This window comes from Streptomyces sp. YIM 121038 (genome assembly GCF_006088715.1).
Lineage (GTDB): Bacteria > Actinomycetota > Actinomycetes > Streptomycetales > Streptomycetaceae > Streptomyces.
In genome coordinates this window covers 6896784-6909943 of the sequence record NZ_CP030771.1, presented here as the reverse complement: position 1 = coordinate 6909943, position 13160 = coordinate 6896784, and the positions used below count along the sequence as shown (strand labels likewise).

Below are 13160 nucleotides of genomic sequence, written 5' to 3'. Positions count from 1 at the left end.
CCCCTTTGGGTCGCGATGTTCAACGGTCGCCCCTTGGGGTCGCGCGCTGTGCGCGGAGGCCCTCTCCGTAGAGGACGATCGGCACGGCGAGCGCGGCCACCAGGACCGGTACGCCCGCGGGCAGCACGGGCAGCAGTCCGAGTCCCAGGAGGACCGCGACGGCGGCGACCGTGCGCTCCCGGGTGGCCCTGACCATCGGCGCGAGGAGTGCGAGGAAGACCGCGGGGCCCGCGGCGTCGAGGCCCCAGGCGTCGGTGTCCCCGATCGCCTCGGCGCCGACCGCGCCCGCGAGGGTGGTCAGGTTCCACAGCGCGTAGAGGCTGAGCCCCGTCACGGTGAAGCCGATGCGGGCGCCCCGCCGTCCGCGCTGCGCTAGCGACACGGCCGCGGTCTCGTCGATCACCCAGTGGGCCGCGAACGGCCGCACCGCGCGCGGGAGGGCCAGCAATTGGGAGAGCCTCAGCCCGTAGAACGCGTTGCGCACGCCCAGGAAGAACGCGCCCGCCGCCGCGGTGAACGGGTTCCCGCCCCCGGCGAGCGCACCCACCAGGGCGAACTGTGAGGCCCCCGTGAACACCAGGAGGCTCAGCGCACAGGTCTGCAGCACGGTGAGGCCGCTGCCCGCCGAGGTCACGCCGAAAGCGAATCCGGAGAGGCCGACGGCGATGCCGACGCCGAGAGCGTCACGGACGACGGCGGAGTCCGGACGGTCCGAGACGGCCTCCGCATCGGCCGCGGAGGCCGCCGCCCCGTCCGGGGAGGCGTCGAGCGGGTCGACGCGGCTGGTTATGTCCGCGCTGTTGATGTCTGCGGGTGATGTTCGTTCTGCCACGTCGAGGACGCTACGAGGAGCCCGCCCGGACGGTCTTGTACGTTCTTGCGCTCCCGCTGGTACGCGCCCGGGGGCACGCCCACGATGCGGGTGAAGTGGCGGTTGAGGTGCGGCTGGTCGGTGAAGCCGACGGCCACGGCCGCGTCGGCGGGCGTCGTACCGGTGTCCAGGAGGTGGCGGGCGCGGCGCACGCGCACGTCGGTGAGCCAGGCGTGCGGCGGCATGCCGTACGCGTCGCGGAAGGCGCGCAGCAGGGCGAAGGACCCGACGCCGAGGTCGGCGGCCAGCCGGTCCAGGCTCGGCGGGTCGGTGAGGCGCGCTTCGAGGACGGCACGCGCGCGTGCGGCGACGCGGTGGCCCGCCGACCGCACGGTCCGCTCCGGCAGGGCGCCGCCGTTGAGCCGCAGCATCCGGGTCACGGTGATCCGCAGGAACGTGTCGGCGGCCAGGGCGTTGCCTTCCTCGGCGGCGCGCAGCACCTGGTGGACGAGGGTCACCGCGTGCGCGTCCTCGAACACGGGCTGGACGAAGCCGGGCGTACCGCGGATGGCCGTCGTCTCCGCGGCGATCGCCGCGACCAGCTCCGGCGCCGGGTACACCGCTCCGTACCGCCAGCCCTCGGGCCCTCCGCCCCGCCCGGTGTGCGAGGTGTCGGGGTTGATCAGGGCGAGCATCCCGGGGCCCGCGTGCCGGTCGGCGCCGGTGTGGTGGAAGACGTCGACGCCTTCGGTGACCGCGGCAAGGACGAAGTGCTCGTGGGTGTGCCGCACGAAGGTCTTGCGGACGTAGCGGGCCCGCAGCAGGTCGACGCCGGGCAGCTCGGCGTAGGTCCAGTGCCGCGCCCGCTCAGCCGAACCTGTCATGCCGCCATTCTGCGCCAGTGGCGCAAACCATTTCCCGGCCCGCGGCACCGGCTCGGCGGCCGTGCCCCGGCGCACGGGGCACGGCCGGACGACAAACGCCGTCCGCGCCGCTGAGGGAATGCCGTTCACACAGGTCAGGGCCATTGTCAGTGGCGGGGTGCACGATGGGTCCATGGCTCGGTCCGCGCACAGCGCCCCCGGCGCCCCCGGCGCCCTCGACGGATTCTCCCCCGCGACCCGCGGCTGGTTCGCGGGGGCCTTCTCCGCGCCCACGTCCGCCCAGGCGGGAGCCTGGCGGGCGATCGCGGAGGGCTCGGACGTGCTCGTGGTCGCCCCGACCGGCTCCGGCAAGACCCTGGCCGCGTTCCTCGCCGCGCTGGACCAGCTCGCCTCGTCCCCGCCCCCCGCGGACCCGAAGAAGCGCTGCCGGGTGCTGTACGTGTCGCCGCTCAAGGCCCTCGCGGTCGACGTGGAGCGCAATCTGCGCAGCCCGCTCACCGGCATCCGGCAGGAGTCCGTGCGCCTGGGCCTGCCCGAGCCCGAGGTGCGGGTGGGCATCCGCTCCGGTGACACCCCGGCGGCCGAGCGCCGCGCCCTGGCCACCCGGCCGCCGGACATCCTGATCACGACCCCGGAGTCGCTGTTCCTGATGCTCACGTCCGCCACGCGGGACGCGCTGACGGGCATCGAGACGGTGATCCTCGACGAGGTGCACGCGGTCGCGGGCACCAAGCGCGGCGCGCATCTCGCGCTGACCCTGGAGCGGCTCGACGCGCTCCTGAAGCGCCCCGCCCGCCGGATCGGCCTGTCCGCCACGGTCCGCCCGGTGGACGAGGTGGCGCGCTATCTCTCGCCGCAGCGCAGGGTGGAGGTCGTCCAGCCCGAGTCGGGCAAGGAGTTCGACCTGTCGGTCGTCGTCCCGGTCGAGGACCTGGGCGAGCTGGGCGGCTCCCCGGCGGCGGACTCCGACCAGGGATCCGACCAGGGAGCGGAGCGCCCGTCCATCTGGCCGCACGTCGAGGAGCGCATCACCGACCTCGTCCAGGCCCACCGCTCGACGATCGTCTTCGCCAACTCCCGCCGCCTGGCCGAGCGCCTGTGCAACCGCCTCAACGAGATCGCGTACGAGCGGGCCACGGGCGAGCCCCTCCCCGAGGACCACTCCCCGGCGGAGCTGATGGCGGAGTCGGGCGCCGCCAAGGGCGCGCCCCCCGTCCTCGCCCGCGCCCACCACGGCTCGGTCTCCAAGGAGCAGCGCGCCCAGGTCGAGGAGGACCTGAAGGCGGGCCGCCTCCCCGCCGTGGTCGCCACCTCCAGCCTGGAGCTGGGCATCGACATGGGCGCCGTCGACCTGGTGGTGCAGGTCGAGTCGCCGCCGTCCGTGGCCTCCGGGCTCCAGCGCGTGGGCCGCGCGGGACACCAGGTGGGCGCGGTCTCCACCGGAGTCGTCTTCCCGAAGTACCGGGGTGACCTGGTCCAGGCCGCCGTCGTCACGGAGCGGATGCGCCAGGGCGCCATCGAGTCCCTGCGCGTCCCGGCGAACCCGCTGGACGTGCTGGCCCAACAGCTGGTCGCGATGGTGGCCCTGGACGCCTGGCAGGCGGACGACCTCCTGGCCCTGGTCCGCCGTGCCGCGCCGTTCAGCGCGCTGCCCGAGTCGGCGTTCATCTCGGTCCTGGACATGCTCGCCGGGCGGTATCCCTCCGACGCGTTCGCGGAGCTGCGCCCGCGCGTGGTGTGGGACCGGGTCGCGGGCACGGTCACCGGCCGCCCCGGGGCACAGCGCCTCGCGGTGACCTCCGGGGGCACGATTCCCGACCGGGGCCTCTTCGGGGTCTTCCTCGCGGGCGCCGACCCGAAGAAGGGCGGCGGCCGCGTGGGCGAGCTCGACGAGGAGATGGTCTACGAATCGCGCGTGGGCGACGTCTTCACGCTGGGCACCAGCTCCTGGCGCATCGAGGACATCACGCGCGACCGCGTCCTGGTGTCCCCCGCGCCCGGCGTCCCCGGCCGGCTGCCGTTCTGGAAGGGCGACCAGCTGGGCCGCCCGCTCGAACTGGGGCGCGCCCTGGGCGCGTTCCTGCGCGAGATCGGCTCGCTGCCGCAGGACGACGCGCGCGAGCGCCTCCGGGCGGCGGGCCTCGACACCTGGGCCGCGGACAACGTACTGGCGTACCTCGCCGAGCAGCGCGAGGCCTGCGGGCACGTCCCGGACGACCGCACGATCGTGGTCGAGCGGTTCCGCGACGAGCTGGGCGACTGGCGGGTCGTCGTGCACTCGCCGTTCGGCGCGCAGGTGCACGCGCCCTGGGCCCTCGCGCTCGGTGCCCGCCTCACCGAGCGGTACGGCATGGACGCCCAGGTGATGCACGCCGACGACGGCATCGTGCTGCGCCTGCCGGACGCCGATCTGATGGGCCTCGACCTGCTCGACCAGGAGCCGGTGGACGTCACCGTGGACTCGACGTTCGACCCCGAGCAGGCCCCGGTCGGCGCGGCGGACGTCACCTTCGACAAGGGCGAGGTCAGCCAGGTCGTCACCGATCAGGTGGGCGGCTCGGCGCTGTTCGCGGCGCGCTTCCGCGAGTGCGCCGCCCGCGCGCTGCTGCTGCCGCGCCGCAACCCCGGCAAGCGCACCCCCCTGTGGCAGCAGCGGCAGCGCGCCGCCCAGCTCCTGGAGGTCACCAGCGAGTTCGGCTCCTTCCCGATCATCCTGGAGGCCGTCAGGGAGTGCCTCCAGGACGTCTTCGACGTCCCGGGCCTCACGGAGCTGATGGGCGACATCGAGTCCCGCCGCGTCCGGCTCGTGGAGGTCACCACCCCGGAGCCGTCCCCGTTCGCCCGCTCCCTGCTGTTCGGGTACGTCGCCCAGTTCCTGTACGAGGGCGACTCGCCCCTCGCCGAGCGCCGCGCGGCCGCCCTGTCCCTCGACTCCCGTCTCCTCGCCGAGCTCCTGGGCCAGGCCGAGCTGCGCGAACTGCTCGACGCGGACGTGCTCACCGAGCTGGAGCGCGAGCTCCAGTGGCGCACGGAGGACCGCCGCGTCAAGGACGCCGAGGGCGTCGCCGACCTGCTGCGCCTGCTCGGCCCGCTCACGGACGCCGAGCTGGCCGAGCGGGGTGCGGAGCCCGCCTGGGCGGAGGACCTCGCTGCGGCCCGCCGCGCCATCCGGGTCCGGATCGCCGGGGCCGACCACTGGGCGGCCATCGAGGACGCGGGCCGCCTGCGCGACGCCCTGGGCACGGCCTTGCCGGTCGGCGTCCCCGAGGCTTTCACCGAGCCCGTGAAGGACCCCCTCGGCGACCTCCTCGGGCGCTATGCCCGCACCCACGGCCCGTTCACCTCCGCCGGGGCCGCCGCTCGCTTCGGCCTCGGCGCCGCCGTCACGGAGGGCGCGCTGCACCGCCTCGCGGCGAACGGCCGCGTCGTCCAGGGCGAGTTCCACCCGGCGGGCATCGGCCAGGAGTGGTGCGACGCGGCCGTGCTGCGCCGGCTGCGCCGCCGCTCCCTCGCCGCGCTCCGCCAGGAGCTGGAGCCGGTGCCTCCGGCCGCGCTCGCCCAGTTCCTGCCGCAGTGGCAGCACCTGAGCAGCCACGGCCTGCGGGGCGTCGACGGCCTCGTCCGCGCGATCGAGCAGCTCCAGGGCGCGTCCGTGCCCGCTTCGGCCCTGGAGAAGCTCGTCCTGCCCTCCCGAGTGGCGGGATACGCCCCGGCGCTGCTCGACGAACTCACCGCCGCCGGAGAGGTGCTGTGGGCCGGAGCGGGGTCCCTTCCGGGCAAGGACGGCTGGGTCTCGCTCTATCTGGCCGACGCCGCTCCCCTCCTCCTGCCGCCCGCGCACCCCCTGGAGCTCACCGCGCTCCACCAATCCGTCCTGGACGCGCTCTCCGGGGGGTACGGCCTGTTCTTCCGGCAGATCGCCGACCAGGTCCGCGCCACCACGCACCCCGAGGCCACCGACCCCCAGCTGGCCGACGTGGTGTGGGACCTGGCCTGGTCGGGCCGGCTCACGAACGACACGCTCGCCCCCATGCGCTCCCTCCTGGGCTCGGGCCGTACGGCGGGGTCCACGGCCCACCGTGCGAAACGCGCCGTCCCGCGCGGGCGCTACGGCAGCCTGACCGCCGCCGCCCGCCCCGCCTCCCGCACGGGCCCGCCGACCGTCGCGGGCCGCTGGTCGCTGCTGCCCGCCCGTGAGCCCGACCCGACCCTGCGCGCCCACGCCCTGGCCCGCACGCTGCTCGACCGGCACGGCGTGGTGACCCGGGGCGCGGTCGCCGCCGAGGGCGTCGAGGGCGGCTTCTCGGCGACGTACCGGATCCTGTCGGCCTTCGAGGACAACGGCCAGGCCCGTCGCGGGTACGTGGTGGAGGGGCTCGGCGCGGCCCAGTTCGCCATGGACGGCGCCGTGGACCGGCTGCGCGCCACGGCCACCGCGCGGGAGCGCGCGGGCGCCGGGCACACCACCGACCCCCAGGCGGTCGTCCTGGCGGCCGCCGACCCGGCGAACGCGTACGGGGCCGCGCTGCCCTGGCCCGACCCCCCGGCCGAAGCCGGTCACAAGCCGGGCCGCAAGGCGGGCTCCCTGGTCGTCCTGGTCGACGGCGAGCTGACGCTGTACGTGGAGCGCGGCGGCAAGACCGTCCTGGCCTGGGCGTCGTCCGAGGCCGACCAGGACCCCAGGCTCCTCGCGGCCGCGACATCGCTGGCCTCGGCCGCCAAGGCGGGCGCGCTCGGCACGGTCACCGTGGAGCGCATCAACGGCGCCCCCGCCCTGACCTCCCCCCTGGCCCCCCTCCTGGAGCACACCGGCTTCCACGCCACCCCGAGAGGCCTCCGCGTGCGCGCCTGACCCCGGTGGACACCGGGGCGGCGGTCCCGGCCCGGCCCTGGGGCGACCTTGCGGCCCGGGTCCGGGGCGGCCTTGCGCCCAGGGCCCTGGAGCGACCTGCCAGCCCGAGGCCCGCAGCGCCCGTCCGATCCTGCCGGTGCTAGCCGGTGGCGGCCCGCGGCAGCCGTCGATCCGGCCGGTGCTAGACGGTGCTGGCCCGTGGCGGCCCATGGCGGCCTACCAGCCCATCACCAGGAAGGCCGTGGTCCAGCACCGGACCAACCCCCCACCCCACCCCCAAGTGGCACCCTGTCTCCACCCCCAAGTGACACCCTGTCCCCATGCCCGAAGGAGACACAGTCCACCAGACGGCCCGCCGCCTCCACCGGGCCCTGGCCGGTCACACCCTCACGCGCTCCGACCTCCGCGTTCCCAAGCTGGCCACGGCCGACCTGACCGGCCGCACCGTCCTGGACGTCACCCCTCGCGGCAAGCACCTGCTCACCCGCGTGGAGGGCGGCCTCACCCTCCACTCGCACCTGCGCATGGACGGCTCGTGGAAGGTCTACGCCCCGGACGAACGCTGGCGCGGCGGACCCGCCCACCAGATCCGGGCCATCCTCGCCACCGCCGACCGCACGGCCGTCGGCTACCGCCTGCCCGTCCTCGAACTGCTCCGCACCGCCGACGAACAGCGCGCCGTCGGCCACCTGGGCCCCGACCTCCTCGGCCCCGACTGGGACCCCGGCCAGGCCCTGCGCAACCTCCTCACGGCCCCCGAGCGCGCCCTCGGCGAGGCCCTGCTCGACCAGCGCAACCTCGCGGGCATCGGCAACATCTACAAGAGCGAGCTGTGCTTCCTGCTCGGCGTCACCCCCTGGCTGCCGATCGGCGAACTCCCCGCCGACACGGCGGACCGGCTGCCCGCCCTCGCCAAGAAGCTGCTGGAAGCCAATCGCGACCGCCCCGACCGCACGACCACGGGCGTCCCCCGCCCCGGCCGACGGCTGTACGTGTACGGCCGGGCACCGCGCCCCTGTCTGCGCTGCGGCACCCCCGTACGGACGGCGGACCAGGGCGACGGCTCCCGCCAGCGCCCGACGTACTGGTGCCCGACCTGCCAGCGAGGACCGGCGCCCCGGCCCGGAAACCGCCCCACCCCCACCAATTGACGGTCCGTCAGCTCTCTCCTACGGTCCCGTCATGCCCCTCACGGCGTACGACCTCACCGGCCGCACCGCGTTCGTCACCGGCGCGGCGAGCGGCATCGGCCGCGCCAGTGCCGTCCTGCTCGCGCGGGCGGGAGCCGCGGTGCACTGCGCCGACCGGGACGCGCCGGGCCTGCACGAGACGGCCGCCCTCATCAAGGAGACCGGCGGCACCGCCCACCCGCGCCTCCTGGACGTCACCGACCGGGCGCAGGTGGCGCAGGCCGTGGCGGACGCGGCCGCGGCGACGGGCCGCGTCGACGTCCTGGCCGCCATCGCCGGGATCATGCACAGCAGTACGGTCCTGGCGACCCGCGAGGAGGACCTCGACCGGGTCCTGGGCGTGAACTTCAAGGGAGTCCTGTACGCCTGCCGGGCGGCGGCCCGCGTGATGATCGAGGCGGGCTCGGGCGGCAGCATCGTCACGATGGCGTCGGGCGCCGTGGACACGGGAGGCCCCGGCCTGCTCTGCTACGGCGCTTCGAAGGCCGCGGTGGTGCAGCTGACGAAGACGCTGGCCACCGAGGTCGGACCGCACGGCATCCGCGTCAACGCCGTGGCACCGGGCTGGATCCGTACGCCGATGACCGACCGCCACGACGCCGCGGCGCGGGCCCACACCGAGGGCCTCATGGCCCGGAGGTCGCCGCTCGGCCGCGTCGGCGAGCCGGAGGACGTCGCCCATGCCGTGCTGTACCTGGCCTCGGACGCGGCGGCGTTCACGACCGGCCAGATCCTCCGCCCCAACGGCGGCGTGGCGATGCCTTGGTAGCGGAGCCGCGCCCCGGCCGGTCACGCCCCCACGCCCGGGCAGTCGCGCGCCCCCGCGCCCCAGCATGCTCCGTCCCCACCACCTCGCGCCGTGACCCGGTCCCGCGCCGACGCGGCCGCGCCACCCCCAGCGCCCGCTCCTTGGGCACACAGTGCACGGGCAGCAGGCTCAGCCCCCAGCCCCCGGCGGCGATCGTGCCCTCCAGGGCCCCCGCGTCGGGCGTCACCGCGAGCCGCAGCACCGCCCACCACCACAGCGCGGCGAGCCCGAGAGCCGAGGTCCACCGCAGGACGCGCCCCGCCACGGCTGTCACCTCCCGCCAGACGACGCTAGACCCGGCCCGTCCCCCGGCGGCAGGGCGCACCGGGCGCACCGAGGGTGCGCGAGCGCCGTCGACCGGCCCGTCCCCACGGACGGGCGCCCCACCGGTGCGGAGCCGCTATCCGTTCTCGGCCTGGAACATCCAGTGGTGCTTCTCCAGGTCGGCCGTGATGCCGATGAAGATGTCCTGGCTCACCGGGTCGGCGTCGCCGGTGGCGTTCACCCGCTCGCGCATCCGCGTGATCACCGCGCCGAGGGCGGCCACGAGCGTGCCCACCGCGTCCGTGTCCTTGACCCAGCCTTCGGGGACGGCGCCGATGCCGCTGCTGCCCGCCACGGTGGCCGCGCGGCCGTCGGGCGAGACGCCGAGCGTCGAGGCCCGCTCCGCGACCGTGTCGGAGTGCAGCCGTGCGGTGTCGACGACCTCGTCGAGCTGGAGGTGGATGGAGCGGAAGCGCGGCCCCACCACGTTCCAGTGGATCTGCTTGGCGATCAGGGACAGGTCGACGAGGTCGACGAGCGCGCCCTGCAGGGCCTCGGACACCGTCTTCAGATCTGCGTCGGGCAGCGGACTCTTGACGACGTACATCGGTCACCTCCGGCTACACGGGGTCATCCAGGCGTGTTCGACCACGCGGTTACCCGCATCCGGGCCGAACACCCATCAACCATCGCGCACCGGCACTACTACGGCCACTTCGGAAAGCAGGCGCTCGTGTGCCCCCGCCATGGGCACCGGCGCCCGGGGCGCCGCGTACCGCCGCCCGCTCAGGGCGCCGCGTACCGTCGCGGGGACAGCGAAGGCCCCGGCCGGAACACCCGGCCAGGGCCTTCAGCACGTCTGGTCACCCGCAGGTCACGCCGCGACGACGTCGACCGCCTCCGCGGGTGCCTTGATCGTGACCCGTTCCGGTGGCACGCCGGTCACCGAGACGGAATTGAGCATCGGGCGGACCGGTGCCCGCACCGGTTCCGTGGCCGCTGCCGACTCGGCCAGCTCGGCGAGCGAGAGCTCGTCGCTCACTTCTCGCATGAGCTCGGACATCCGTACGTCAAGCGCGTCGCAGATCGCGGAAAGCAGCTCGGAGGAAGCCTCCTTCTGCCCCCGCTCCACCTCGGAGAGATAGCCGAGTGAGACTCGGGCGGACGAGGAGACTTCGCGCAGAGTACGGCCCTGGCGCTGGCGCTGCCGACGCAGCACGTCACCCAGCAGGCGACGGAGCAGAATCATCGGTGGCTCCCTCCTCGGACCGCGTAGCCGCATCCTTCACGCCCCACCGTACCGCCTCGCGCGGCGGCCGTGCGGGGAGCGATGTCGTGTTCACTCAGGGCTGCAAACATCAAGTCCCCCCGTTCTGTTCCGTATCCTGTGCGCGCTCGTTCCCGGCGCGTTCGCCGGAGAGCTGCTCTAGGAGCAGGCATAGCACGCCGCGGACGCTCTCCATACGGATTTCCGTACGGTTTCCGTTCAACCGCAGAGTCGCTACTTTCCCCTCAGAGCGAAGCGGGGAACCAGCATCCGCAACGCCGGGAACGACCTCGGCAGAACCGGCCGCGCCTCCCGCACCTGCGGAAACCGCCACGTGAACCGTCCCCACCGGCTGCCCGTCCTGTGCCTCGGGCCCGGCGACGCCCGTCGTCGCGATCCCCCAGTCCGTCCCGAGGAGCCGCCGCACCCCGGCCGCCATCTGGAGGGCGACCTCGGCGTCCACGGCCCCGCGGGCGGCGAGCAGGTCGCCGTCGACCCCGAGGACCTCCCGCTTGAGCTCCGTCGCGTACGCGGTCACGGACCCCCGGAAGACCCGTGAGGCCCCCGGTACGGCCGTCACCTCGGCGGCCACGAGGCCCCCGGTCAGCGACTCGGCGACACCCAGGGTCTCACCCCGCTCGCCGAGCAGCCGCAGCACCTCGGCCGCGGCCCCTGCCGCCGCCTCCGCGACGGCAGCGTCTCCCGGCCCGGCAGCCGCCACGGCCGCCGCCTTTCCAGAGGGCCCCGGGGACGTCACTTGGCCGCCCCCGGCTCCCCTGCCTCGGAGGTCTCGGCGACATCAGAGCCGTCGGAGCCCTGAGGGGCCGCGGCGCCCTGGGGGGCCGCAGCGACCTCGGAGACCTCGTAAGCCTCAGCTGCCACAACAGCCTCAGACGTCCCAGCAGTCCCAGGCGCGACAGCAGCCTCGGCCATGCCCCGCCGCCGCAGCACCACGGCCTGTTTCACATAGTCGAGCCCGGTCACCACGGTCAGCACGACGGCCACCGCCATCACCCAGAACCGCAGCGTGGCCAGCGGCCCGGTCAGCGCCAGGACGTACATCCCGACGGCCGTGCCCTGGGCCAGCGTCTTCATCTTGCCGCCGCGGCTGGCCGGAATGACGCCGTAGCGGATCACCCAGAACCGCAGCAGCGTGATCCCCAGCTCGCGTCCGAGGATCACGAGGGTCACCCACCACGGCAGGTCCCCGAGCCAGGACAGACAGATCAGGGCGGCGCCCATGATCGCCTTGTCCGCGATGGGGTCGGCGATCTTGCCGAAGTCCGTGACCAGGTTGTACGTACGCGCCAGATGCCCGTCGAACAGGTCCGTGATCATGGCGATGGCGAAGGCGGCCCAGGCGAAGGAGCGCCACGCCGGGTCGTATCCGCCGTTGGCGAGCAGCAGCATCACGAATCCGGGCACGAGCAGCAGCCGGATCATGGTCAGCAGGTTCGCGACGTTCCACAGACTGGCCTGGTCCATCGCGGCGGCGCCGAGCTTCCCGCCGCGCACCGGCTTCGCGCCGGGCGCGCCGGAGCCGCCCGCCGCGGATGCCGGGACCTGGGTCATCTGCCCGTCCCTTCACCGGCTCCATGGGGTCGGTCGGAAGCCTCCAGGACCTCGCACCGCTCAGCCAACAGATCCACGCCCTCCGTGCCGACGACCTTTGCCACGACCATACGGCCGATCTCCAGGCCGTCCCCAGGGGCGGAGTCCACGAAACGGATCTGTCCGTCGGTCTCGGGGGCCTGGTGCGCGGCCCGGCCGATGGCGCCCTCCTCGTCGTCGACGGCCTCGATGAGGACCTCGACGCGCTCGCCGACGCGCTCCTCCGCGCGCTGGGACGTCAGCTCCTCGGCGAGGCGCGCCACGCGCGCGAGCCGCTCGTCGACGACGTCCTGGTCGAGCTTGTGCTCGTAGGTCGCCGCCTCGGTGCCCTCCTCGTCGGAGTAGCCGAAGACGCCGATGGCGTCCAGGCGGGCGCCGGTGAGGAAGCGCTCGAGCTCCGCCACGTCGGCCTCGGACTCGCCGGGGAAACCCACGATGAAGTTGGAGCGCACACCGGCCTGCGGCGCCTTGCTCCGGATCGTGTCGAGCAGCTCCAGGAAGCGGTCGGTGTCGCCGAAGCGCCGCATGGCCCGCAGGACGCCGGGCGCGGAGTGCTGGAAGGACAGGTCGAAGTACGGCACGACCTTCTCCGTCGACGTCAGGACGTCGATCAGGCCGGGGCGCATCTCGGCGGGTTGGAGGTAGCTCACCCGCACCCGCTCGATGCCGTCGACGGCCGCGAGCTCGGGCAGCAGCGTCTCCAGGAGGCGGATGTCGCCGAGGTCCTTGCCGTACGAGGTGTTGTTCTCGGAGACCAGCATGATCTCCTTCACGCCCTGCTCGGCGAGCCAGCGCGTCTCGCCGAGCACGTCCGAGGGGCGGCGCGAGATGAACGAGCCGCGGAAGGACGGGATGGCGCAGAACGAGCATCTGCGGTCGCAGCCGGAGGCCAGCTTCACGGAGGCCACGGGGCTCGTGCCGAGGCGGCGGCGCAGCGGCGCGCGCGGCCCGGACGCGGGCGCGAGGCCGTCCGGCAGGTCGACCGGGGCGTGCCCGGGCAGGGCGACCTCCGCGCCGGCCTCCTGGCGCTCGGCCGGGCTGATCGGCAGGAGCTTGCGGCGGTCACGCGGAGTGTGCGCCTCGACACTGCCGCCGCCGAGGATGACCTGGAGGCGGTTGGAGATGTCGGCGTAGTCGTCGAAGCCGAGGACGCCGTCGGCTTCGGGCAGCGCTTCGGCCAGCTCCTTGCCGTAGCGCTCGGCCATGCAGCCGACGGCCACGACGGCCTGGGTGCGGCCGTGGCCCTTCAGGTCATTGGCTTCGAGCAGGGCGTCGACGGAGTCCTTCTTGGCGGCTTCGACGAAGCCGCAGGTGTTGACGACGGCGACATCCGCTTCCTCGGCGTCCTCCACGAGGGCCCAGCCGTCCGCCTCCAAGCGGCCTGCGAGCTCCTCCGAGTCCACCTCGTTACGGGCGCAGCCGAGCGTGACAAGGGCGACAGTGCGGCGTTCGGGCATGGTCTCAAGACTACTT

General features: G+C 74.3%; 11 protein-coding genes. 3 read left to right on the top strand and 8 right to left on the bottom strand.

Annotation, left to right across the window (positions count from 1 at the left end; genetic code table 11):
* Positions 1-19: 19 nt before the first annotated feature.
* Together C9F11_RS29830 and C9F11_RS29825 are read right to left on the bottom strand one after the other, a co-directional pair.
* Positions 20-832, bottom strand: a complete 813-nt coding sequence (locus C9F11_RS29830) for an AzlC family ABC transporter permease (RefSeq protein ID WP_171075871.1) — start codon at positions 830-832, stop codon at positions 20-22.
* Positions 787-1695, bottom strand: a complete 909-nt coding sequence (locus tag C9F11_RS29825) for an AraC family transcriptional regulator (protein WP_138962161.1) — start codon at positions 1693-1695, stop codon at positions 787-789. The genes C9F11_RS29830 and C9F11_RS29825 overlap by 46 nt, the downstream gene beginning before the upstream one ends.
* 172 nt (positions 1696-1867) lie before the next feature.
* Here C9F11_RS29825 and C9F11_RS29820 point away from each other — a divergent pair, with 172 nt between their 5' ends.
* The 3 genes from C9F11_RS29820 (at position 1868) to C9F11_RS29810 (ending at position 8506) form a co-directional block, all read left to right on the top strand.
* Positions 1868-6547, top strand: a complete 4680-nt coding sequence (locus C9F11_RS29820; RefSeq protein WP_138962160.1) for an ATP-dependent helicase — start codon at positions 1868-1870, stop codon at positions 6545-6547.
* A 320-nt stretch (positions 6548-6867) separates the two neighbouring features.
* Positions 6868-7698, top strand: a complete 831-nt coding sequence (locus C9F11_RS29815; protein ID WP_138962159.1) for a DNA-formamidopyrimidine glycosylase family protein — start codon at positions 6868-6870, stop codon at positions 7696-7698.
* A 31-nt stretch (positions 7699-7729) separates the two neighbouring features.
* Complete coding sequence (locus tag C9F11_RS29810) at positions 7730-8506, top strand: SDR family NAD(P)-dependent oxidoreductase (protein ID WP_138962158.1); 777 nt, start codon at positions 7730-7732, stop codon at positions 8504-8506.
* On the opposite strand, the gene C9F11_RS48830 is transcribed toward C9F11_RS29810, so the two are convergent.
* From C9F11_RS48830 to rimO, 6 genes are all read right to left on the bottom strand, one after another.
* Positions 8454-8810: a hypothetical protein gene (locus C9F11_RS48830; protein WP_138962157.1), complete on the bottom strand. Its 357-nt coding sequence runs from the start codon at positions 8808-8810 to the stop codon at positions 8454-8456. The genes C9F11_RS29810 and C9F11_RS48830 overlap by 53 nt on opposite strands.
* 135 nt (positions 8811-8945) lie before the next feature.
* On the bottom strand, positions 8946-9416 hold the full coding sequence (locus C9F11_RS29800) for a DNA starvation/stationary phase protection protein (RefSeq protein ID WP_138962156.1): 471 nt from the start codon (positions 9414-9416) through the stop codon (positions 8946-8948).
* A 267-nt stretch (positions 9417-9683) separates the two neighbouring features.
* Complete coding sequence (locus tag C9F11_RS29795) at positions 9684-10058, bottom strand: helix-turn-helix transcriptional regulator (protein ID WP_030688912.1); 375 nt, start codon at positions 10056-10058, stop codon at positions 9684-9686.
* 109 nt (positions 10059-10167) lie between these two features.
* Positions 10168-10734 (bottom strand): CinA family protein, encoded by a 567-nt coding sequence (locus tag C9F11_RS29790; protein ID WP_171075870.1) that lies wholly within the window; start codon positions 10732-10734, stop codon positions 10168-10170.
* A 95-nt stretch (positions 10735-10829) separates the two neighbouring features.
* Entirely contained in the window at positions 10830-11648 is an 819-nt protein-coding gene (pgsA, locus tag C9F11_RS29785; RefSeq protein ID WP_138962154.1) for a CDP-diacylglycerol--glycerol-3-phosphate 3-phosphatidyltransferase, read from the bottom strand.
* The gene (rimO, locus tag C9F11_RS29780) at positions 11645-13144 is read right to left on the bottom strand and encodes a 30S ribosomal protein S12 methylthiotransferase RimO (protein WP_138962153.1); all 1500 of its coding nucleotides are present in this window, start codon (positions 13142-13144) and stop codon (positions 11645-11647) included. The genes pgsA and rimO overlap by 4 nt, the downstream gene beginning before the upstream one ends.
* Positions 13145-13160 lie beyond the last annotated feature (16 nt).

Excerpts from the sequence above, each read along its gene's own strand:
- rimO (WP_138962153.1), bottom strand. The coding sequence starts at position 13,144 with ATGCCCGAACGCCGCACTGTCGCCCTTGTCACGCTCGGCTGCGCCCGT.
- C9F11_RS29820 (WP_138962160.1), top strand. The coding sequence starts at position 1,868 with ATGGCTCGGTCCGCGCACAGCGCCCCCGGCGCCCCCGGCGCCCTCGAC.
- C9F11_RS29825 (WP_138962161.1), bottom strand. The coding sequence starts at position 1,695 with ATGACAGGTTCGGCTGAGCGGGCGCGGCACTGGACCTACGCCGAGCTG.
- C9F11_RS29800 (WP_138962156.1), bottom strand. The coding sequence starts at position 9,416 with ATGTACGTCGTCAAGAGTCCGCTGCCCGACGCAGATCTGAAGACGGTG.
- C9F11_RS29795 (WP_030688912.1), bottom strand. The coding sequence starts at position 10,058 with ATGATTCTGCTCCGTCGCCTGCTGGGTGACGTGCTGCGTCGGCAGCGC.
- C9F11_RS29815 (WP_138962159.1), top strand. The coding sequence starts at position 6,868 with ATGCCCGAAGGAGACACAGTCCACCAGACGGCCCGCCGCCTCCACCGG.
- pgsA (WP_138962154.1), bottom strand. The coding sequence starts at position 11,648 with ATGACCCAGGTCCCGGCATCCGCGGCGGGCGGCTCCGGCGCGCCCGGC.
- C9F11_RS29810 (WP_138962158.1), top strand. The coding sequence starts at position 7,730 with ATGCCCCTCACGGCGTACGACCTCACCGGCCGCACCGCGTTCGTCACC.